Below are 20,560 nucleotides of genomic sequence, written 5' to 3' on the forward strand. Positions count from 1 at the left end.
CCAAAATCCCCCCCATCTATACTTGCATTACGCCCCGCATACTGCGCGGGGCCTGTGTTTTGCATTTGTAACCAAGGGGTCTGCTCGTGACAACAATAGTAAGCGTACGCCGTAACGGCCATGTGGTAATCGCCGGTGATGGTCAGGCCACACTGGGTAACACCGTAATGAAAGGCAACGTGAAGAAAGTCCGCCGTCTGTACAACGACAAAGTCATCGCGGGCTTTGCGGGCGGTACTGCGGATGCATTCACGCTGTTTGAACTGTTTGAACGCAAGCTGGAAATGCACCAGGGTCACCTGGTGAAAGCTGCCGTTGAACTGGCAAAAGACTGGCGTACTGACCGTATGCTGCGCAAACTCGAAGCGCTGCTGGCCGTTGCGGATGAAACTGCATCACTCATCATCACCGGTAACGGCGACGTCATCCAGCCAGAAAACGATCTGATTGCCATCGGCTCCGGCGGTCCCTACGCCCAGGCTGCTGCACGCGCTCTGCTGGAAAACACTGAGCTTGGCGCACGCGAGATTGCTGAGAAAGCGTTGGATATTGCAGGGGATATCTGCATTTATACCAACCACTTCCATACCATCGAAGAATTGAACTCCAAAGCGTAAGGATCCCCCATGTCTGAAATGACCCCACGCGAAATTGTCAGCGAACTGAACAAACACATCATCGGCCAGGATAACGCTAAGCGTTCCGTGGCGATTGCCCTGCGTAACCGCTGGCGCCGCATGCAGCTCAACGAAGAGCTGCGCCACGAAGTTACGCCGAAAAACATTCTGATGATTGGCCCAACCGGCGTCGGTAAAACCGAAATCGCCCGTCGTCTGGCAAAACTGGCCAACGCGCCGTTCATCAAAGTTGAAGCAACAAAATTCACCGAAGTCGGCTATGTTGGTAAAGAAGTTGACTCTATCATCCGCGATCTGACCGATGCTGCCATCAAAATGGTCCGCGTTCAGGCCATCGAGAAAAACCGCTTCCGTGCCGAAGAGATGGCGGAAGAGCGCATTCTCGACGTGCTGATCCCACCAGCTAAAAATAACTGGGGACAGTCAGAGCAGCCGCAGGAACCTTCTGCAGCGCGTCAGGCGTTCCGTAAAAAACTGCGTGAAGGCCAGCTGGATGATAAAGAGATCGAAATCGATCTCGCGGCCGCACCGATGGGCGTTGAAATCATGGCGCCTCCGGGAATGGAAGAGATGACCAGCCAGCTACAGTCCATGTTCCAGAACCTGGGCGGTCAGAAGCAAAAACCGCGTAAGCTGAAAATCAAAGACGCGATGAAGCTGCTGATTGAAGAAGAAGCGGCCAAACTGGTGAATCCGGAAGAGCTGAAACAGGAAGCTATCGACGCGGTTGAGCAGCACGGAATCGTGTTTATCGACGAAATCGACAAAATCTGTAAGCGCGGCGAATCCTCCGGCCCGGACGTGTCCCGTGAAGGCGTACAGCGCGACCTGCTGCCGCTGGTTGAAGGCTGCACGGTCTCCACTAAACACGGTATGGTGAAAACAGACCACATTCTGTTTATCGCCTCTGGCGCATTCCAGGTAGCGAAACCGTCTGACCTGATCCCGGAACTGCAGGGTCGTCTGCCGATTCGTGTCGAGCTGCAGGCGCTGACCACCAGCGATTTTGAGCGTATCCTTACCGAACCGAATGCCTCCATCACCGTCCAGTACAAAGCGCTGATGGCGACCGAAGGTGTGGACATCAACTTCACCGAATCGGGCATTAAACGCATTGCCGAAGCCGCCTGGCAGGTCAATGAAACCACCGAAAACATCGGTGCACGTCGTCTGCATACCGTTCTCGAGCGTCTGATGGAAGATATTTCCTATGATGCGAGCGATTTAAACGGCCAAAGCATCACAATTGATGCCGAATATGTGAGCAAACATCTGGATGCGCTGGTCGCAGATGAAGATCTGAGCCGTTTTATCCTATAATCGCGTTCAATGCATTTTCATCACTGTTGATGGGGCTGATAAAGCCCCATTTTTATTGGCGCTAAATATGACTGAACAACAAAAAATTAGCCGCTCACAAGCCTGGCTGGAAAGTTTACGACCTAAGACCTTACCGCTCGCCTTCGCGGCGATCATCGTCGGTACGGCATTAGCATGGTGGCAAGGATACTTCGATCCGCTGGTTGCTCTGTTGGCATTGATTACAGCAGGACTGCTGCAAATTCTGTCCAACCTCGCTAACGACTATGGCGATGCCGTCAAAGGCAGCGACAAGCCCGACCGCATTGGACCGCTGCGCGGTATGCAAAAAGGGGTTATCACCCAACAGCAGATGAAGCGTGCGCTGATCGTCACCGTGGTGTTGATCTGTCTGTCGGGTCTGGCCCTGGTTGCTGTGGCCTGTCACACGCTGGCGGATTTTGTCGGTTTCCTGGTACTTGGGGGCCTGTCGATTATCGCGGCGATCACCTACACCGTGGGTAATCGCCCTTACGGATATATCGGTCTGGGCGATATTTCCGTGCTGGTATTCTTTGGCTGGCTTAGCGTGATGGGAAGCTGGTATCTGCAGGCGCATACGCTGATTCCGGCGCTGATTCTGCCTGCCACCGCCTGTGGTCTGCTGGCAACTGCCGTGCTCAACGTCAACAACCTGCGCGATATCAACAGCGACAGAGAGAACGGCAAGAACACGCTGGTAGTACGTTTAGGTGCCGTCAATGCCCGCCGCTACCATGCCTGCCTGCTGATGGGTACGCTGGTCTGCCTGGCGCTGTTTAACTTGTTTTCGCTACAAAGTCTGTGGGGATGGCTGTTTATCCTTGCCGCTCCGCTGCTTTTCAAACAGGCGCGTTACGTGATGCGCGAAATGGATCCTGCGGCAATGCGTCCGATGCTGGAACGCACCGTAAAAGCGGCGCTATTAACTAACTTGCTGTTTGTCGTTGGAATTTTCTTAAGTCAGTTGTCTCTTTAACTGACAAATATCAATTAACAATTGATGATTTTGCCAACAGTACACATAGCGCGATATACTAAAAATTCTCGCAGCAACTGAACGTTAAGCCTATGAAATACGATACATCCGAGCTTTGTGACATCTATCAGGAAGATGTCAACGTCGTGGAACCGCTGTTCTCTAACTTTGGAGGACGGTCGTCGTTTGGCGGACAAATCATCACGGTAAAATGTTTCGAGGACAACGGGTTGCTGTACGATCTGCTCGAACAAAATGGCCGTGGTCGCATTCTGCTGGTCGATGGCGGCGGTTCTGTCCGTCGTGCGCTGGTCGATGCCGAACTGGCGCGACTGGCCGTACAGAATGAATGGGAAGGTCTGGTCATCTACGGCTCAGTCCGCCAGGTAGACGATCTGGAAGAACTGGATATCGGCATTCAGGCGATTGCCGCAATTCCGGTAGGTGCTTCAGGAGAAGGTATTGGGGAAAGCGATGTGCGCGTCAACTTTGGCGGCGTGACATTCTTCTCCGGCGACCACCTGTACGCCGACAACACCGGGATAATCCTCTCCGAAGACCCGCTCGATATCGAGTAAGTGAAAAAGGCACCGCAAGGTGCCTTTTTTATGCGTTGTCACTGATTGCCGGTTGGCGGCTTACGCCTTATCCGGCCTACAGGCACTCACAGTCTACATCCTCTATAGATTTCGCGTCAGGGCAAGGCGGCAAGTAAGTGAATCCCAGGAGCATAGGCCACTATGTGACTGGGGTGAATGTACGCAGCCAACGCCGCCATAACGTGAAATATGACGAGGATTAGACTTCTTCCATACGCCCCAACAGGGCATGCAGACGATCCTGCCAGCCGTTCTGCTGTTCTTTCAGGTTGTTGTTCTCACGCTCCAGCTCTTCACGCTGCTGCTGTGCAGACTGAACTTCCTGCGACAGTGAGTTGTTCTTTTCTTTCAGCTCTTCGATTTCCATCTGCAACAGCGTGATGGTATCAATCGCCTGCTGTACTTTTGCTTCCAGTTTCTCAAACACTTCTAATGACATCGTCATACCTCTCCTGAATTGCAAGGCGTTGATGGATAAAAATCCTCGTCCCGATAACCGGCGACGCCTTAATAAAAACGAGCGCACTCTACTTAACACCGATTGTATGAAGCCGCGTCATCCCTGTCCAGCGGCATCCCGCGCAGATTGCGGTTTGCAACACTTTTCGTCTTTCTCCTGGTGACATTACTATCATAACTCTTAAGTGTTAACGAATTGATCATTGAAATGATTCAGCTCACACTATTTTTGTATAACAAATACCGCGAAATGGCGCGATAACGCTCATTTTGTTGATGGAGTACACACATTTCAATTTCGATATTTCTCGTTTTTGAGCGTTAACGATAAATTAACAGTGTGCCTACCGGCTCCGGGGATGTCAGTGACCTTCTCGCATACAATAAACATTAAACTCTCTTCAGGATCCGATTATGAGTCAAACATCAACCTTAAAAGGCCAGTGCATTGCTGAATTCCTCGGTACCGGGTTGTTGATTTTCTTCGGTGTGGGATGTGTCGCTGCACTCAAAGTTGCTGGGGCTACTTTTGGTCAGTGGGAAATCAGTATCATCTGGGGTCTGGGGGTAGCGATGGCTATCTATCTGACTGCAGGCGTTTCTGGTGCACACCTGAATCCAGCGGTAACCATCGCACTCTGGCTGTTCGCCTGTTTTGATAAACGCAAAGTTGCTCCTTTTATTATTTCGCAAATTGCCGGCGCCTTTTGCGCAGCGGCACTGGTTTACGGGCTTTATTACAATCTTTTCATCGATTTCGAACAAACTAACCATATCGTGCGCGGCAGTACCGAGAGCCTGGGTCTGGCAGGTACTTTCTCGACCTATCCGAACCCGCATATCAATTTTGTGCAGGCCTTCGCGGTTGAAATGGTCATTACCGCTATTCTAATGGGGCTGATTCTGGCTCTGACCGACGATGGTAACGGTGTACCTCGTGGTCCGCTGGCACCACTGCTGATCGGCTTGTTGATCGCCGTTATTGGTGCTTCCATGGGTCCGCTAACAGGTTTTGCGATGAACCCGGCACGTGACTTCGGACCGAAACTCTTCGCCTGGATGGCCGGATGGGGTGAGATTGCCTTCACGGGTGGTCGTGATATCCCTTACTTCCTGGTCCCGGTGTTTGGCCCGATTACCGGCGCGATTTTAGGCGCATGGGCATATCGCAAACTGATTGGTCGCCATTTACCGTGCGATGTCTGCGCGATTGAAGAGAAAGACGTTGCGACCAACACTCAACAAAAAGCTTCGCAGTAATGTGACTACGGGACAAATAATCATGACTGAAAAAAAATATATCGTTGCGCTCGACCAGGGCACCACCAGCTCCCGCGCGGTCGTAATGGACCACGATGCGAATATCGTTAGCGTTTCACAGCGCGAATTCGAGCAAATCTACCCGAAAGCAGGTTGGGTAGAACATGACCCAATGGAAATTTGGGCGACCCAAAGCTCCACGCTGGTAGAAGTTCTGGCGAAAGCCGATATCAGTTCCGATGAAATTGCAGCGATCGGTATTACCAACCAGCGTGAAACCACCATCGTCTGGGAGCGTGAGACCGGTAAACCTATCTATAACGCAATTGTGTGGCAGTGTCGTCGTACCGCGGATATCTGCGAAAAGCTCAAGCGCGACGGAATGGAAGAGTACATCCGTAATAACACGGGTCTGGTAATTGACCCGTACTTTTCCGGCACTAAAGTGAAGTGGATCCTCGACCACGTGGAAGGTTCACGTGAGCGCGCTCGTCGCGGCGAACTGCTGTTCGGTACGGTAGACACCTGGCTTATCTGGAAAATGACGCAGGGACGCGTACACGTAACGGATTACACCAACGCCTCTCGTACCATGCTGTTCAACATCCACTCCCTGGACTGGGATGACACGATGCTGGATGCGCTGGATATTCCGCGTGCAATGCTGCCAGAAGTGCGTCGTTCTTCTGAAGTGTACGGCCAGACCAACATCGGTGGTAAAGGCGGCATTCGTATTCCTATCTCCGGTATTGCCGGTGACCAGCAGGCCGCTCTGTTTGGCCAGCTGTGCGTGAAGGAAGGGATGGCGAAAAACACTTACGGTACCGGCTGCTTCATGCTGATGAACACTGGCGAGAAAGCCGTTAAGTCCGAAAATGGACTACTGACCACCATCGCCTGTGGACCGACCGGGGAAGTGAACTACGCGCTGGAAGGTGCGGTATTTATGGCTGGCGCATCCATCCAGTGGCTGCGCGATGAAATGAAACTCATCAGCGATGCATTCGACTCTGAATATTTCGCCACTAAAGTGAAAGATACCAACGGCGTGTACGTCGTTCCGGCATTTACAGGCCTTGGCGCACCGTACTGGGACCCGTATGCACGCGGAGCCATCTTCGGCCTGACCCGTGGCGTAAACTCCAACCACATCATCCGCGCAACGCTTGAGTCTATCGCTTACCAGACCCGTGACGTACTGGAAGCGATGCAGGCTGATTCCGGTATTCGCCTGCACGCCCTGCGCGTCGATGGCGGTGCGGTCGCCAACAACTTCCTGATGCAGTTCCAGTCCGATATTCTCGGCACGCGCGTTGAGCGCCCGGAAGTCCGCGAAGTCACCGCATTGGGTGCGGCTTACCTTGCCGGTCTGGCAGTAGGTTTCTGGCAGAATCTGGATGAACTGCAGGAGAAAGCGGTCATCGAGCGTGAATTCCGCCCGGGCATCGAAACCACCGAGCGTAATTTCCGTTACAGCGGCTGGAAAAAAGCGGTCAAACGCGCCATGGCGTGGGAAGATCACGACGAGTAATTCGTCATTGCCGGATGGCGACTTTACCTTGTCCGGCAATATCTTCGTGCGGGGGCAACCCCGCACACACATCAATAATCTAGTCCCCTCCCCTGTGCTACACTTCGCGCCATTCCTTTCAGCTACGAGTTTGCAATGAGACGAGAACTTGCCATTGAATTTTCACGCGTGACCGAAGCGGCCGCGCTGGCTGGCTATAAATGGCTGGGCCGCGGCGATAAAAATACCGCTGATGGCGCGGCGGTGAACGCTATGCGTATTATGCTCAACCAGGTCAACATCGACGGCACCATCGTGATTGGCGAGGGTGAGATTGATGAAGCGCCGATGCTGTTTATCGGCGAGAAAGTCGGAACCGGTCACGGTGATGCGGTCGACATCGCCGTCGATCCTATCGAAGGCACGCGTATGACGGCAATGGGCCAGGCGAACGCGCTGGCGGTGTTGGCTGTAGGCGATAAAGGCTGTTTCCTGAACGCGCCAGACATGTACATGGAAAAGCTGATTGTCGGTCCTGGCGCAAAAGGGTCCATCGACCTGAATCTGTCGCTGGAAACCAACCTGCGAAACATTGCAGCCGCGCTGAACAAACCACTGAGTGACCTGACCGTCACCATCCTGGCAAAACCACGCCATGACGAGGTTATTGCAGAGATGGCGAAACTGGGCGTGCGCGTCTTCGCCATTCCTGACGGCGACGTTGCGGCCTCGATTCTGACCTGTATGCCAGACAGCGAAGTTGACGTGCTGTACGGTATTGGCGGCGCACCGGAAGGCGTGGTTTCCGCGGCCGTCATCCGCGCGCTGGACGGCGACATGCAGGGCCGCCTGCTGGCGCGCCATGACGTCAAAGGCGACAACGAAGAGAACCGTCGTATTGGCGAACAGGAACTGGCCCGCTGCACCGCGATGGGCATTGAAGCGGGCAAAGCGCTGCGTCTGGATGAAATGGCGCGCAGCGACAACGTCATTTTCTCCGCTACCGGCATCACCAAAGGCGATCTGCTGGAAGGGATTAGCCGTAAAGGCAATATCGCAACCACCGAAACGCTGTTGATCCGCGGCAAATCACGCACGATCCGCCGCATTCAGTCGATTCACTACCTCGATCGCAAAGATCCCGATGTGCAGGCGCACATCCTGTAATTGATTTGATCAATAGAGCCTTCCAGCCCATCCGGGCTGGAAATCTTTCGTCCAACGAACGAAGATAAGGCAATCAAAGCAGACAGGAGAAAACCATGGCAGATTGGGTAACAGGCAAAGTCACAAAGGTGCAGAACTGGACCGATGCCCTGTTTAGTTTGACCGTGCGAGCTCCGGTTCTTCCTTTCACTGCAGGTCAGTTCACCAAGCTTGGCCTTGAGATCGACGGTGAGCGCGTACAGCGCGCCTATTCCTACGTGAATGAGCCCGATAACCCCGACTTAGAATTTTATCTGGTGACGGTTCCCGACGGCAAACTCAGCCCTCAACTGGCGGCGCTAAAGCCTGGCGATGAAGTTCAGGTGGTGAGTGAGGCCGCTGGTTTCTTCGTGCTGGATGAAGTCCCTGATTGCGAAACGCTATGGATGCTGGCAACCGGCACGGCTATCGGCCCGTATTTGTCGATTCTGCAACTAGGCAAAGACCTGGATCGCTTTAAAAATCTGGTGCTGGTCCACGCCGCACGCTATGCCGCCGATTTGAGCTACCTGCCATTGATGCAGGCGCTGGAAAAGCGCTACGAAGGTAAATTACGCATCCAGACGGTTGTTAGCCGTGAGACAGCCGTAGATTCGCTGACCGGGCGTGTACCGGCGCTGATTGAAAGCGGTGAACTGGAAAAGGCGGTAGGGCTGCCAATGGATAAAGAAACCAGCCATGTGATGCTGTGCGGAAATCCACAAATGGTACGCGACACGCAGCAACTGCTGAAAGAGACCCGGCAGATGACCAAACACCTGCGCCGTCGACCGGGCCATATGACTGCTGAGCACTACTGGTGAGGGTTGCCGGGAGGCGCTTGCGCTTCTCCGGTCGACAACTACTGGCGCTCGGCTTTGTACTTTACGTCCTGCGTATCCTTACCATATTTATTTTCGTCCTGGGTGCCAATGAACGCGCCCAGATCGATGAGCATGCCGACCAGAATGAGCGTCGGAACAAAGCGACCAACCGCCCATTGCCAGACGCCGGGTAACATCGTCCAATTTCCGGCCAGCAGCATCCACGCCAAAATCATCAGCAGCGCCCACGCTCCAGAACGACCCCGATCGTGCAGGCGTTTTACCGTCACTGCCGCCGTCGGCCATAGCAGACAAACCAGACAAAATGCCGCAGTCTGAATATCGAGTAATTGCTTGCTCGCCAGCGAGAACAGAACCAGCATTCCGACGATCCACAGACCTATCCAAATCCAGAAATCACGGCGCCCGATGCGCCCTTTAAATGAGAATAACCACTGCTGTATGGTCATGTAAGTTCCTTTATTATTACCTTCCAGAACAGTTTACCCTTTTGACAAGCCCGACAGTTACCGTTTTAATCGTGAGCAGTCATAACGAAAGGTACGATTGATGAAGCAAGGATTTACACTGTTTTTATTATTGTTTTCAGCCTTCACCGCGAGCGTTGCGGCACGGGCGGAAGAGCCATCGACGGCAACCACGGCCCCCTATTTACTGGCGGGTGCGCCGACCTTTGACCTGTCGATTAGCCAGTTTCGCGAAAACTTTAATACGCAGAATCCGAAGCTTATCCTGAATGAGTTCCGCGCCATCGACAGCAGCCGCGATCGGGCAAACCTCACCCGCGCGGCCAGTAAAATCAATGAAAACCTGTATGCGTCCTCCGCCCTTGAGCGCGGCACGCTAAAAATCAAAAGTATGCAGATAACCTGGTTGCCGATTCAGGGACCAGAACAAAAGGCGGCCAAAGCGAAAGCGCTGGAATACATGACCGCCGTCATTCGTACCGTCGCGCCGCTACTGACGAAAGAGCAGAGCCAGAAAAAGCTGCAAAAACTGCTCGCTGCCGGCAAAGGTAAACACTATTACGCCGAAACAGAAGGCGCAATTCGCTATGTTGTGGCAGATAACGGTGAAAAAGGGCTGACCTTCGCTGTTGAACCGATTAAGCTGGCACTATCAGATAGTCTTGAGAAGGCGAATTGATGACAAAAAGCAAAGCCTTTCCGCAGACGAATCTCTATACTGTTTCACAGACCATGCTGCCCTGACGGGCGGCCATATTCCTTAATTCGCTGACAAGCGTGGAGAAATGAAATGCGACATCCTTTAGTGATGGGTAACTGGAAACTGAACGGCAGCCGCCACATGGTAAACGAACTGGTTGCTAATCTGCGTAAAGAACTGGCTGGCGTTGCTGGCTGTGCAGTAGCAATCGCTCCGCCGGAAATGTATATCGACCTGGCGAAACACGCCGCTGCCGGTAGCCACATTATCCTGGGCGCGCAGAACGTTGACCTGAACCTGTCTGGCGCATTTACCGGTGAAACAAGTGCTGAAATGCTGAAAGATATCGGCGCGCAGTACATCATTATCGGTCACTCTGAGCGTCGTACTTACCACAAAGAGTCTGACGAGCTGATCGCTAAAAAATTCGCCGTGCTGAAAGAACAAGGTCTGACTCCGGTTCTGTGCATCGGTGAAACCGAAGCAGAAAACGAAGCGGGCAAAACTGAAGAAGTCTGTGCACGTCAGATCGACGCCGTTCTGAAAACTCAGGGCGCGGCAGCATTCGAAGGCGTCGTTATCGCTTACGAACCAGTATGGGCTATCGGTACCGGTAAATCTGCAACTCCTGCTCAGGCTCAGGCTGTTCACAAATTCATTCGTGACCACATTGCTAAAGCTGACGCGAAAATCGCTGAACAAGTTATCATCCAGTACGGCGGTTCCGTAAACGCAGCGAACGCAGCAGAACTGTTCGCTCAGCCGGACATCGATGGCGCGCTGGTTGGCGGTGCTTCTCTGAAAGCAGATGCCTTCGCGGTCATCGTTAAAGCAGCAGAAGCCGCTAAACAGGCGTAATGCTGTTGAGGCGGGTAGCGCTTCGCTGACCCGTCCTTCAAGACTGTAGGCCCGGTAAGCGTTAGCGCTACCGGGCTTTTTTTACAACTTACCCAACACGCTAAACCACAGATAATCCAGCGGCAGAAGAAGCAGATATGTTGCCGTCGCCAGCGCGATACACAGCAGCATCCCCGCCCTCGCAGGCACTTTCCCAAGCGCCATCGCCACCACAATCGGCGAAGCCTGATACGGCAGTAGCGGTGTGGAATACCCCAATACCTGAATCATAATCACCGACAGCAGCGGGAACCCAGTCGCATCGGCAAAACTTTGCGCCAGAGTGGTATACAGCGCCGGAACGCCGTTCGCCGTCATAATAAAATTGAGTGCGGTGGTAATGCCGGTCAGCGCGAGAAAGCTGGTAAATGGTTTTTCCGCATCCAGCGGCATCACCTGTAACAGCGCCTCGCCCACTGCACTGCCAATGCCGGTCTGGGTAACGGTGATTGCCAACCCCAGAATCCCCGCCACGTAAATGCAGGTCCTGATATTTACCCCGGAGGAAAACTCGTCGCCATTGATAAAACCCACCCGTGGTAGCAGCGTGATAACCGCCGCCGCCAGCCCGGTCCACGCAGGCCCTATACCGTGCCAGCTTTCACTTACCCACAGCAGCAGCACCACTGCTAACATCCAGGCCAGACGTTTTTCATCCCGGCTCATTGGTTCCGCTGGCGTGAGATCGCGCGGTGCGTGGGGCTTGCCAGGGAACAGCCAGCAGATAAGCATGATGAGCACCGCGCCTTTCAGCCAGCCCAGAACCGGCGTATGCAGCAGCAAATAGGGAAGATAATTGAGGTGGATGCCGTAAGAGCCTTCCGCCGCGCCGCTCATTACCAGATTTGGCACGTTAGCGGGTAAAATTGTCGCGGAAAGCTGGAACGTCCCAAACCCGACGGCCAGCGCCAGACCATACCAGGCGCGCGTACCCTCGTTAATTCCGGCACGCTTCGCCATTGCGGCAACAATCGGCATCAGCAGCGCAATACGCCCCATATTGGACGGCATCACAAACGCCAGCGCGTAACTGAGCAGCACCACGCTCGCCACCATTAACGGCCAGGAATCGGTCAATCGCGATGACAGCGCTCTCGCCGCCCTGTCCGCCAACCCCGTTTTGCGAATCGCGATACCCAGCACAAAACCACTAAAGACCAGCCAGAATGCCGAAGACGCAAATCCGCCAAAGATCACATCCGCAGGTGCGATTTTGGCGACCATTGCTACGGCAAAGAACAGCAGCGCCGTTATAAACTCCGGCAGTAGCGACGTCGCCCAGAGCAGGATGGTAATGCCAATCACCAGAGAGGGGATAAACAGAGGGTGTGTAAGCCAGAGCGACATGCCTGTCTCCTGTTGTTTTTTTCAACAAGAATACGGGGACAGACATGCGGAGTAAATGCCAGATTAGGTGGGGTTAACGCAGAATATCACATTGATGATCCTGAATTTCCTCAGCGGAGGCGAGATTGAGCGACAACAGATTGCGCTGGGTCGCCAGCAGGACAAAGGACTCATCGCTCTGACGCACCATCGCCAGCGCATAGCTGCCCATGTGCTCACGCGCATCCGGCACCTCTTCTGCCAGCATCATAAACGGGCTGCGTTGCGCCAGTTCATTTTCCGTGACGCGACGCGCCAGATATTCATGACCGCGCAGCCCACCCGGTAATGGCAGCCAACGAGTGCTGATTTTCGCCAGATTGTCATCCAGCTGTTTTCGGACATCGGTTCGCAGGCAGGAGATATGAATATGCAGATGATTTTGCGTACGCCCACTACGCGAGTTAATGGTCAGCGATACCGCTTTGTCAGGGATTTCCTGACCGTATTTTTGGCTCATAAAGCTGCGCGCCTGCCAGGCCAGCCAGAAAAAGTTCGGCGTACCTGATTTCAGCAGCAGCGGGCTTTCCGTTCCGTTGATGCGCCAGGTCGGCATCAACAGGTATTGCAGTGGGCCGTTACGATCCTTGAACACCACATATCCGGCATCCGGCTTCACTTCGGCGCACGGCGTGGGATCCTGCTGCTGCAACTGGTGCGGCAGGCATTGCTGAAGAACAATCTGGCGTAATGCGTCCGGGTTACCGGTGAATTTCCAGTACCCGATACCTGCAGCAGCGGCGACTACAATCACCGCCAGTAAAAGATAGCCTGCTTTTTTCATTACGCGTTCCCTGTATCTCATTGAAGGGCAAGAGTAACGCAAAACCATGACAAATAAAAAACCCGGTCGCGTTATGCCACCGGGTCGGTAAATCACAGACTTATTTAGCGCTTGCTGATCTGGTCAAACGTACCACCGTTTGAGAAGTGCTCTTTCTGCGCTTTCGTCCAGCCGCCAAACTCTTCGTCGATGGTGAACAGTTTCAGCTTCGGAAATGCATTTTCGTATTTCTTCGCAACGTCTGCATCACGCGGACGATAGTAGTTTTTCGCTGCAATTTCCTGACCTTCCGGTGAGTAGAGATATTTCAGGTAGGCTTCCGCCACCGTTTTGGTGTCTTTCTTTTCCACTACTTTGTCGACCACGGAAACGGTCGGTTCCGCGAGGATAGATTCACTCGGCGTCACTATCTCGAATTTGTCTTTGCCCAGCTCGTTTGTCGCCAGCAGGGCTTCGTTTTCCCAGGCGATCAGCACATCACCGATACCGCGTTCAACGAAGGTATTGGTTGAGCCACGCGCACCGGAGTCCAGCACTTCAACATTCTTATACAGGGCCTTCACGAAGTCTTGTGCCTTGGCCTGATCGTTGTTGTTGTGGTGCAAGGCGTAGCCCCATGCCGCCAGATAGTTCCATCGTGCGCCGCCTGAGCTTTTCGGGTTTGGCGTAATGACCGACACGCCTGGTTTGATCAAATCGTTCCAGTCATGAATTTGTTTGGGGTTGCCTTTGCGGACCAGGAAAACGATGGTGGAGGTGTATGGCGCGGAGTTATCCGGCAGACGCTTAATCCAGTTTTTATCGATACGACCACGTTCAGCAATGGCATCCACATCGTAAGCCAGCGCCAGCGTCACGACATCGGCTTCAATGCCGTTAATGACGGAGGTCGCTTGTTTACCCGAACCGCCGTGCGACTGGCGGATCACGACGTTGTCGCCCGTTTCCTGCTTCCAGTGCGCGCTGAAGGCCTTATTGTACTGCTCGTACAGTTCACGCGTTGGATCGTACGATACGTTAAGTAACTGAATATCCTTTGCCAGAACGCTGGTCGATGCCAGCAATAATGTTAACCCTACGCCCCATTTGTTCATCGCCCAGCTCTCTTATGTGGTGTTGTGATGAGCAAAGCGTGCCAGAAAGGTATCCAAACATTAAAGAATAAAAAAAGATTTGCTATAACTTGGGGGAATAAATGCGGGGAATTGTGCCGAATGGTGGTTAGCGGCTGATCAGGCCTACAAGTCTTTACAACCTGTAGGCCTGATGCGCTTAGCGCCATCAGGCGCGGAAAAAACAATCAGTACAGTTTTTTCGCGCAGTCCAACCAGTCACCTTTGAACGGACGCTTCATGTTTTCAATCGCGTCGATGATGTCGTGGTGAACCAGTTGCTCGTTCTGAATACCTACACAGCGACCGCCGTGACCGGCCAACAGCAGTTCAATGGCATATGCGCCCATACGGGACGCCAGGATACGGTCGTAAGGCACCGGAGAACCACCACGCTGGATGTGACCCAGTACGGTTGAGCGCGTTTCACGACCCGTTTCTTTCTCGATGTAATGCGCCAGTTCGTCAACGTCACACATGTGCTCAGTGATCGCCACAATCGCGTGTTTTTTACCTTTCGCGATGCCTGCTTTGATTTCAGCAACCAGATCGTCACGGCTGAATTCCACTTCAGGAACCACCACGAACTCACAGCCGCCAGCAATGGCAGCCGCCAGGGTCAGATCGCCACAGTAGCGGCCCATCACTTCAACGATGGAAATACGCTGGTGAGAAGAAGAGGTATCACGCAGACGGTCAATCGCTTCGACTACGGTACCCAGAGCGGTGAAATAACCGATGGTGTAGTCGGTGCCTTTGATATCGTTGTCGATAGTGCCTGGCAGACCGATGCATGGGAAGCCCATTTCAGTCAGGCGTTTTGCCCCCATGTATGAACCGTCACCACCGATAACAACCAGCGCGTCAATGCCACGCTTTTTCAGGTTTTCGATAGCCACGGCACGCACGTTTTCGTCGCGGAATTCCGGGAAGCGGGCAGAACCGAGGAATGTACCGCCACGGTTGATCATGTCGGACACGCTGTAGCGGTCAAGTTGAACCATACGGTCTTCATACAAACCCAGGTAGCCATCATGGATCCCCATGACTTCCAGCCCTTCCGTCAACGCTGCACGTACAACACCACGGATTGCTGCGTTCATGCCCGGCGCATCACCGCCGCTTGTCAACACACCGATTTTCTTAATCATGACTACCTCTGAACTTTGGAATGCAAAATGAAATCTGCTGCCGGAAGTCGATTCCGCATATCGAAACGATCCAACGAATATGCAGATAGTATAACAATCACTTCCTGCTGAATTGATTCAGGTCAGGCCAAATGGTGGTAATTTATACACAAAATGCTGGCCCGGTTCACTTTTTTTACAACGAATTATAAAAGCTCAAACATCTTGCCTTCCTTGGGTACGACCGAACAGGGATCCAGATGAATGATGACATCCGATCCCGGGAAACGCCGTAAAATTGCCTGCTCTACCTGTTCAGCCACTAAATGCGCCTGAACGAGCGGCAGATTATCTTCCATTTCCAAATGAATCTGAATAAAGCGGGTCGGCCCTGACTGCCGCGTGCGAAGATCGTGAGCGCCGCTGACTCCAGGCCATGACGTCACAATATCAATAATTTCCTGACGTTCTTCATCGGGTAAAGCGCGATCCAGCAAAGACTGTACCGCCTCATAACCCATGCGTAATGCACTATATAAAATATAGATGCCAATCCCGAGCGCAAACAAGGCATCTGCGCGATGCCAGCCGTACCATGCCAGCCCAAGCGCCACGAGAATCGCACCGTTCATCATAACATCAGACTGATAATGAAGCATATCCGCCCTAACGGCCTGACTTTGCGTGCGCTTCACTACCCAGCGCTGAAACGAGACCAGAATGATTGTACACACTAACGCAATGATGGTGACAACCACCCCGACGCCAGGATCTTTCATTGGCGTGGGTTGGATGAGATGCTGAATCCCGGTCAGGAATAAAAACAGCGCCGAACCGGAAATAAACATGCTTTGCGCCAGCGCCGCCAGCGATTCCGCTTTTCCGTGTCCGAACGTATGTTCATCATCGGCCGGTTGCAAAGAATAGCGCACCACCAACAGGTTGGTTAACGACGCAGCGATGTCCACCAAAGAATCCACCAGCGCTGCCAGAATACTGACCGATCCGGTGTACCACCACGCAAAAATTTTGATCAAAAGTAACAGCGATGCCATCACGGTCGCCGCGATTGCCGCCCGGCTAACCAGCCGCCCATAGGTTTGATTCATAAACACTCCTGCCAGGATATGCCGCTAGTATAACGGATGAAGTAAAACAGTCAGGCAATAACCGAGTGACAAATTTTGGGCAAAAAAAACCCCCACATCATGTGGGGGAAGACAGGGATGGTGTCTATGGCAAGGAAAACAGGGTTACTACTGGGAACGTGAGTTGCTACTACTCAATAAATTCAACGATGAGCTTTTTTTCCAGTGCGCTACGTCGCGCAGTTGCTCCATTCGTTGTTCATGTCTCTCATTTAAAACCGCTTGCTGCTCGGGCGTTAACAGGCGATACATCTGGTTGCGAACCTTGGCTATTTCAACCTGGCGGGCAACCTGTTCTTGCGCCATTCTTTCTGCCTGAGCGCGCACAGCGCGTTCATCAAATTTCTCTGCGGTGACAAGGCGATGCATTGTCTCCATTTCGCTAACATTAACAGGAGGCTGTTCGTGTCTTGCCTGCTGCATTAAATCTCGCATCTGTTGACGTTGATGTTCGGTTAAACTGATACCGTCGAACATGTGGCTCTGAACGCTGCGTTGCGCGGAGCCTTCACCCAGGTGCCAGTGATCGCCTGTGACGACTTCAGCTGCATGGCTTAAAGTACTCAGTGCCAGCGTTGAGGCCATGACGGCAGCGGTAACTTTGCCCATCACTTGCTCCCAAAATCTTTTCTGTCGCGATTCAACGAGAGACAGTTTACGATTCGGGCTGCAAACATGCGTCAGGGGGTGTAAAACAACGTAAAGTCATAGATTAGCGACGCCTGATGACGTAATTTCTGCCTCGGAGGTACGTAAACAATGAATAAAATCCTGTTAGTTGATGATGACCGAGAGCTGACTTCCCTGTTAAAGGAGTTGCTCGAAATGGAAGGTTTCGATGTGCTGGTTGCCTATGATGGGGAACAGGCGCTTGAGCTTCTGGATGACAGCATCGATTTACTTTTGCTCGACGTCATGATGCCGAAGAAAAATGGCATTGATACGCTGAAAGCACTTCGTCAGACACACCAGACACCCGTAATCATGCTGACCGCTCGCGGCAGCGAATTGGATCGCGTACTTGGCCTTGAGCTGGGCGCGGACGACTATTTACCCAAACCGTTTAACGACCGTGAACTGGTCGCGCGCATCCGCGCTATTTTGCGTCGCTCACACTGGAGCGAACAGCAGCAGAACAGCGACAACGGTTCGCCGACTCTGGAAGTGGATGCGTTAAGCCTTAATCCGGGTCGCCAGGAAGCCAGCTTTGACGGGCAAACCCTGGAATTAACCGGCACCGAATTCACCCTGCTCTATTTGCTGGCACAGCATCTCGGTCAGGTGGTTTCGCGTGAACACCTGAGCCAGGAAGTGCTGGGCAAACGCCTGACGCCTTTTGATCGCGCGATCGACATGCATATCTCGAACCTGCGTCGTAAGCTGCCAGAACGTAAAGACGGACACCCGTGGTTTAAAACCCTGCGCGGTCGCGGCTACCTGATGGTCTCCGCTTCATGATAGGGAGCTTAACCGCACGCATCTTTGCCATCTTCTGGTTGACGCTGGCACTGGTGTTGATGTTGGTACTGATGTTACCCAAGCTTGATTCACGCCAGATGACCGAGCTACTGGACAGCGAGCAGCGCCAGGGGTTGATGATTGAGCAACACGTTGAAGCTGAACTGGCGAACGATCCACCCAACGATTTAATGTGGTGGCGTCGCTTGTTTCGGGCGATAGACAAGTGGGCGCCGCCAGGACAGCGGTTATTGCTTGTTACGACGGAAGGACGCGTGATCGGCGCAGAACGCAACGAAATGCAGATCATTCGTAACTTTATTGGTCAGGCCGATAACGCCGACCATCCGCAAAAGAAAAAATACGGTCGCGTTGAGATGGTCGGGCCTTTCTCCGTCAGAGACGGCGAAGATAACTACCAGCTGTATCTCATTCGACCTGCCAGCAGCTCACAATCTGACTTTATCAATCTGTTGTTCGACCGACCGCTGTTGTTGCTGATTGTCACCATGTTAGTCAGCTCTCCGCTATTGCTCTGGCTTGCCTGGAGTCTGGCGAAACCGGCGCGTAAGTTGAAAAACGCGGCGGATGAAGTGGCCCAGGGCAACCTGCGTCAGCATCCGGAACTGGAAGCCGGTCCGCAGGAATTTCTGGCGGCAGGCGCCAGCTTTAACCAGATGGTGACGGCGCTGGAGCGAATGATGACCTCGCAGCAACGCCTGCTGTCGGACATCTCCCACGAGTTGAGAACGCCGTTGACGCGTCTGCAGTTGGGCACCGCGCTGCTGCGCCGTCGTAGCGGTGAGAGCAAAGAGCTGGAACGTATTGAAACAGAAGCGCATCGGCTGGACAGCATGATCAACGACCTGCTGGTGATGTCACGCAATCAGCAGAAAAACGCGCTGGTCAGTGAAACGGTGAAAGCCAATCAGCTGTGGGGCGAAGTGCTGGATAACGCCGCCTTTGAAGCCGAGCAGATGGGTAAATCACTCACGGTGAATTTCCCGCCGGGCCCGTGGCCGCTGTACGGCAACCCAAATGCGCTGGAAAGCGCGCTGGAAAACATTGTGCGCAACGCCCTGCGTTATTCACACACGCAGATTGAAGTTGGCTTCGCGGTGGATATCGATGGGATTACCATCACTGTCGACGACGATGGCCCGGGCGTTAGCCCTGAAGACCGAGAACAGATTTTCCGTCCGTTCTATCGTACCGATGAGGCGCGCGATCGCGAGTCTGGCGGAACAGGTCTGGGTCTGGCGATTGTTGAAACCGCAATCCAACAGCATCGTGGCTGGGTGAAAGCCGAAGACAGCCCGCTGGGTGGTTTACGGCTGGTAATTTGGTTGCCGCTGTATAAACGCGCTTAACAGGCTTCCCCGGTAACGTCGTACCGGGGAAGTTCTCACATTATGCTGCCACAGTCGCAGCCGCTAGCTTTTGCTTTTTAATCCGCTTCACCAGAATGGTCGAACAGATAAAGCCCATTAAGCTGAATGCAATCATCACGCTAAAGACATAGTTATAGCCCGTGATGCCGCTATTGGTATCCAGTAAATAGCCGTATAACGTATACGCAAACATGGCGGGCATATAACCGATGATACAGCCAAATGCCATCGCCGAACCGGCATATTCACGCGGGGTACCAATCTCATCCATTGGTGCAAAGAAAATGGCGCGCTGTGAGAAAATAATCGCCCCAAATCCTAGCGTCGCCGCCATACCGATATACACATTCATCGTTTGATGTGGCAACAGCATAAAAACAACCATAGCAGCAGCAGAGATCAGAAACGTCCACTTCAGGTAAACCGTAGGTGATTTAGCAACCTTATCCGCCAGCAGCCCACCAATCGGCCCTCCCACCATTTTCAATGCATACTGGTTGATGATGCCGTACGCGCCGACGAGCGCTACCGGCAGCATGTAGATATCTTTTAAGAATGGGATGAAGTAAGTCAGGCCACAGTACGCGGCGTAAACGAAGAAAATCCCTAAAGAAGCCAGCCAGACGTTAGGGCAGGACAACACATGTTTGATACCCTTTAAGACTTCCATGTTGGCACTGGTTTTCTCGCCGCCTTTCACTTTGTCATCATCGACAATAAAGTAAGTGAGAACGCCCGCAGCCAGCGTAATTAGCGTATAAAACAGCAGTCCAGCCTGCATCCCCGCTTTACCTTCACCAAACTGGACGAAAACAAACAGAGCGCCAGAAGCGACGATAACATCCACCACGCCGCGTCCTGCTTCTAAAAAGCCAAACATGCGCCCTTGTTCTTCTTGCGTACCTAGCAGACGCACAGCTTTCAATAACACCGGCCAATAAACCACATCGGCAAAGAACGCCATTGCGGCAAAGCAAATAAGATAACCGGTAAATGACGGTAGCGTCGCCAAATATAAACCGCATAACCCAACGCCGATCAGACCAAATGGTAATAATATTTTCTTGGAATAACGGTCTGCGATATAGAGCGACAGAAAAAGCCCGGTTGTCTGAACAATCGTATAAACAGTAAAACTTAAACCAATTTGCGTATTGGTTAAACCCCAGTCACTTTGCATTGGCACATAGAAAACGTCTTTCATACTTGAAAGTTTGAATATTGTGCCGCCGCCTAAAATTAAAAAACAGAGCCTTGCCCATTTATTCATGAAC

At 52.9% G+C, this 20,560-nt stretch carries 21 protein-coding genes; 12 read left to right on the forward strand and 9 right to left on the reverse strand.

Annotation, left to right across the window (positions count from 1 at the left end; translation table 11 throughout):
- Positions 1 to 86: 86 nt before the first annotated feature.
- The 4 genes from hslV to rraA all read left to right on the forward strand — a co-directional run bounded on the left by hslV (position 87) and on the right by rraA (position 3,533).
- Positions 87 to 617 (forward strand): ATP-dependent protease subunit HslV, encoded by a 531-nt coding sequence (gene hslV, locus OGV52_RS00230; RefSeq protein WP_003028805.1) that lies wholly within the window; start codon positions 87 to 89, stop codon positions 615 to 617.
- Between the two features lie 9 nt (positions 618 to 626).
- Positions 627 to 1,958 (forward strand): ATP-dependent protease ATPase subunit HslU, encoded by a 1,332-nt coding sequence (hslU, locus tag OGV52_RS00235; RefSeq protein WP_003028803.1) that lies wholly within the window; start codon positions 627 to 629, stop codon positions 1,956 to 1,958.
- Positions 1,959 to 2,025: 67 nt separating this feature from the next.
- On the forward strand, positions 2,026 to 2,955 hold the full coding sequence (menA, locus tag OGV52_RS00240) for a 1,4-dihydroxy-2-naphthoate polyprenyltransferase (protein ID WP_047497579.1): 930 nt from the start codon (positions 2,026 to 2,028) through the stop codon (positions 2,953 to 2,955).
- A gap of 92 nt (positions 2,956 to 3,047) precedes the next feature.
- The gene (rraA, locus tag OGV52_RS00245) at positions 3,048 to 3,533 is read left to right on the forward strand and encodes a ribonuclease E activity regulator RraA (protein ID WP_008787034.1); all 486 of its coding nucleotides are present in this window, start codon (positions 3,048 to 3,050) and stop codon (positions 3,531 to 3,533) included.
- Between the two features lie 220 nt (positions 3,534 to 3,753).
- Here rraA and zapB read toward each other — a convergent pair whose 3' ends face one another.
- Positions 3,754 to 3,999, reverse strand: coding sequence for a septal ring assembly protein ZapB (gene zapB, locus OGV52_RS00250; RefSeq protein WP_019077914.1), 246 nt, complete (start codon positions 3,997 to 3,999; stop codon positions 3,754 to 3,756).
- Between the two features lie 428 nt (positions 4,000 to 4,427).
- On the opposite strand from zapB, the gene OGV52_RS00255 reads away from it, so the two are divergent.
- The 4 genes from OGV52_RS00255 to fpr all read left to right on the forward strand — a co-directional run bounded on the left by OGV52_RS00255 (position 4,428) and on the right by fpr (position 8,792).
- Positions 4,428 to 5,273: an MIP/aquaporin family protein gene (locus tag OGV52_RS00255; RefSeq protein ID WP_016155255.1), complete on the forward strand. Its 846-nt coding sequence runs from the start codon at positions 4,428 to 4,430 to the stop codon at positions 5,271 to 5,273.
- A gap of 22 nt (positions 5,274 to 5,295) precedes the next feature.
- Entirely contained in the window at positions 5,296 to 6,804 is a 1,509-nt protein-coding gene (gene glpK / locus OGV52_RS00260; protein ID WP_016155254.1) for a glycerol kinase GlpK, read from the forward strand.
- Positions 6,805 to 6,939: 135 nt separating this feature from the next.
- Positions 6,940 to 7,950 (forward strand): class II fructose-bisphosphatase, encoded by a 1,011-nt coding sequence (gene glpX / locus OGV52_RS00265; protein WP_287107919.1) that lies wholly within the window; start codon positions 6,940 to 6,942, stop codon positions 7,948 to 7,950.
- Positions 7,951 to 8,045: 95 nt separating this feature from the next.
- Positions 8,046 to 8,792, forward strand: a complete 747-nt coding sequence (fpr, locus tag OGV52_RS00270) for a ferredoxin--NADP(+) reductase (protein WP_287107920.1) — start codon at positions 8,046 to 8,048, stop codon at positions 8,790 to 8,792.
- Between the two features lie 38 nt (positions 8,793 to 8,830).
- Here fpr and OGV52_RS00275 read toward each other — a convergent pair whose 3' ends face one another.
- Positions 8,831 to 9,262, reverse strand: a complete 432-nt coding sequence (locus tag OGV52_RS00275) for a DUF805 domain-containing protein (protein WP_047497573.1) — start codon at positions 9,260 to 9,262, stop codon at positions 8,831 to 8,833.
- A gap of 100 nt (positions 9,263 to 9,362) precedes the next feature.
- Here OGV52_RS00275 and OGV52_RS00280 point away from each other — a divergent pair, with 100 nt between their 5' ends.
- Both OGV52_RS00280 and tpiA read left to right on the forward strand, forming a co-directional pair.
- On the forward strand, positions 9,363 to 9,959 hold the full coding sequence (locus tag OGV52_RS00280; RefSeq protein ID WP_049282363.1) for a YiiQ family protein: 597 nt from the start codon (positions 9,363 to 9,365) through the stop codon (positions 9,957 to 9,959).
- A gap of 111 nt (positions 9,960 to 10,070) precedes the next feature.
- A complete protein-coding gene (tpiA, locus tag OGV52_RS00285; protein ID WP_003028783.1) occupies positions 10,071 to 10,838 on the forward strand; it encodes a triose-phosphate isomerase in 768 nt (255 codons plus the stop codon).
- A gap of 81 nt (positions 10,839 to 10,919) precedes the next feature.
- On the opposite strand, the gene OGV52_RS00290 is transcribed toward tpiA, so the two are convergent.
- The 6 genes from OGV52_RS00290 to cpxP form a co-directional block, all read right to left on the reverse strand.
- Positions 10,920 to 12,224: an SLC13 family permease gene (locus OGV52_RS00290; RefSeq protein WP_287107921.1), complete on the reverse strand. Its 1,305-nt coding sequence runs from the start codon at positions 12,222 to 12,224 to the stop codon at positions 10,920 to 10,922.
- A gap of 73 nt (positions 12,225 to 12,297) precedes the next feature.
- Complete coding sequence (locus OGV52_RS00295) at positions 12,298 to 13,047, reverse strand: CDP-diacylglycerol diphosphatase (protein ID WP_019077918.1); 750 nt, start codon at positions 13,045 to 13,047, stop codon at positions 12,298 to 12,300.
- 104 nt (positions 13,048 to 13,151) lie between these two features.
- Entirely contained in the window at positions 13,152 to 14,141 is a 990-nt protein-coding gene (sbp, locus tag OGV52_RS00300) for a sulfate/thiosulfate ABC transporter substrate-binding protein Sbp (RefSeq protein ID WP_016155247.1), read from the reverse strand.
- Between the two features lie 206 nt (positions 14,142 to 14,347).
- Positions 14,348 to 15,310, reverse strand: a complete 963-nt coding sequence (pfkA, locus tag OGV52_RS00305) for a 6-phosphofructokinase (protein ID WP_003028778.1) — start codon at positions 15,308 to 15,310, stop codon at positions 14,348 to 14,350.
- 185 nt (positions 15,311 to 15,495) lie between these two features.
- Positions 15,496 to 16,398, reverse strand: a complete 903-nt coding sequence (gene fieF / locus OGV52_RS00310) for a CDF family cation-efflux transporter FieF (protein ID WP_287107922.1) — start codon at positions 16,396 to 16,398, stop codon at positions 15,496 to 15,498.
- A 147-nt stretch (positions 16,399 to 16,545) separates the two neighbouring features.
- Positions 16,546 to 17,046 (reverse strand): cell-envelope stress modulator CpxP, encoded by a 501-nt coding sequence (gene cpxP / locus OGV52_RS00315; RefSeq protein ID WP_016155211.1) that lies wholly within the window; start codon positions 17,044 to 17,046, stop codon positions 16,546 to 16,548.
- Positions 17,047 to 17,196: 150 nt separating this feature from the next.
- Here cpxP and cpxR point away from each other — a divergent pair, with 150 nt between their 5' ends.
- Positions 17,197 to 17,895 carry an envelope stress response regulator transcription factor CpxR gene (cpxR, locus tag OGV52_RS00320; protein WP_006686193.1) on the forward strand — a complete coding sequence of 233 codons (699 nt, stop codon included), beginning with the start codon at positions 17,197 to 17,199 and terminating at the stop codon, positions 17,893 to 17,895.
- Entirely contained in the window at positions 17,892 to 19,265 is a 1,374-nt protein-coding gene (gene cpxA / locus OGV52_RS00325) for an envelope stress sensor histidine kinase CpxA (RefSeq protein WP_016155210.1), read from the forward strand. The genes cpxR and cpxA overlap by 4 nt, the downstream gene beginning before the upstream one ends.
- Before the next feature lie 40 nt (positions 19,266 to 19,305).
- On the opposite strand, the gene OGV52_RS00330 is transcribed toward cpxA, so the two are convergent.
- A complete protein-coding gene (locus OGV52_RS00330; RefSeq protein ID WP_029139693.1) occupies positions 19,306 to 20,556 on the reverse strand; it encodes an MFS transporter in 1,251 nt (416 codons plus the stop codon).
- Positions 20,557 to 20,560 lie beyond the last annotated feature (4 nt).

Source organism: Citrobacter sp. Cb041 (assembly GCF_030336655.1).
GTDB classification, from domain to species: Bacteria; Pseudomonadota; Gammaproteobacteria; order Enterobacterales; family Enterobacteriaceae; genus Citrobacter; species Citrobacter braakii.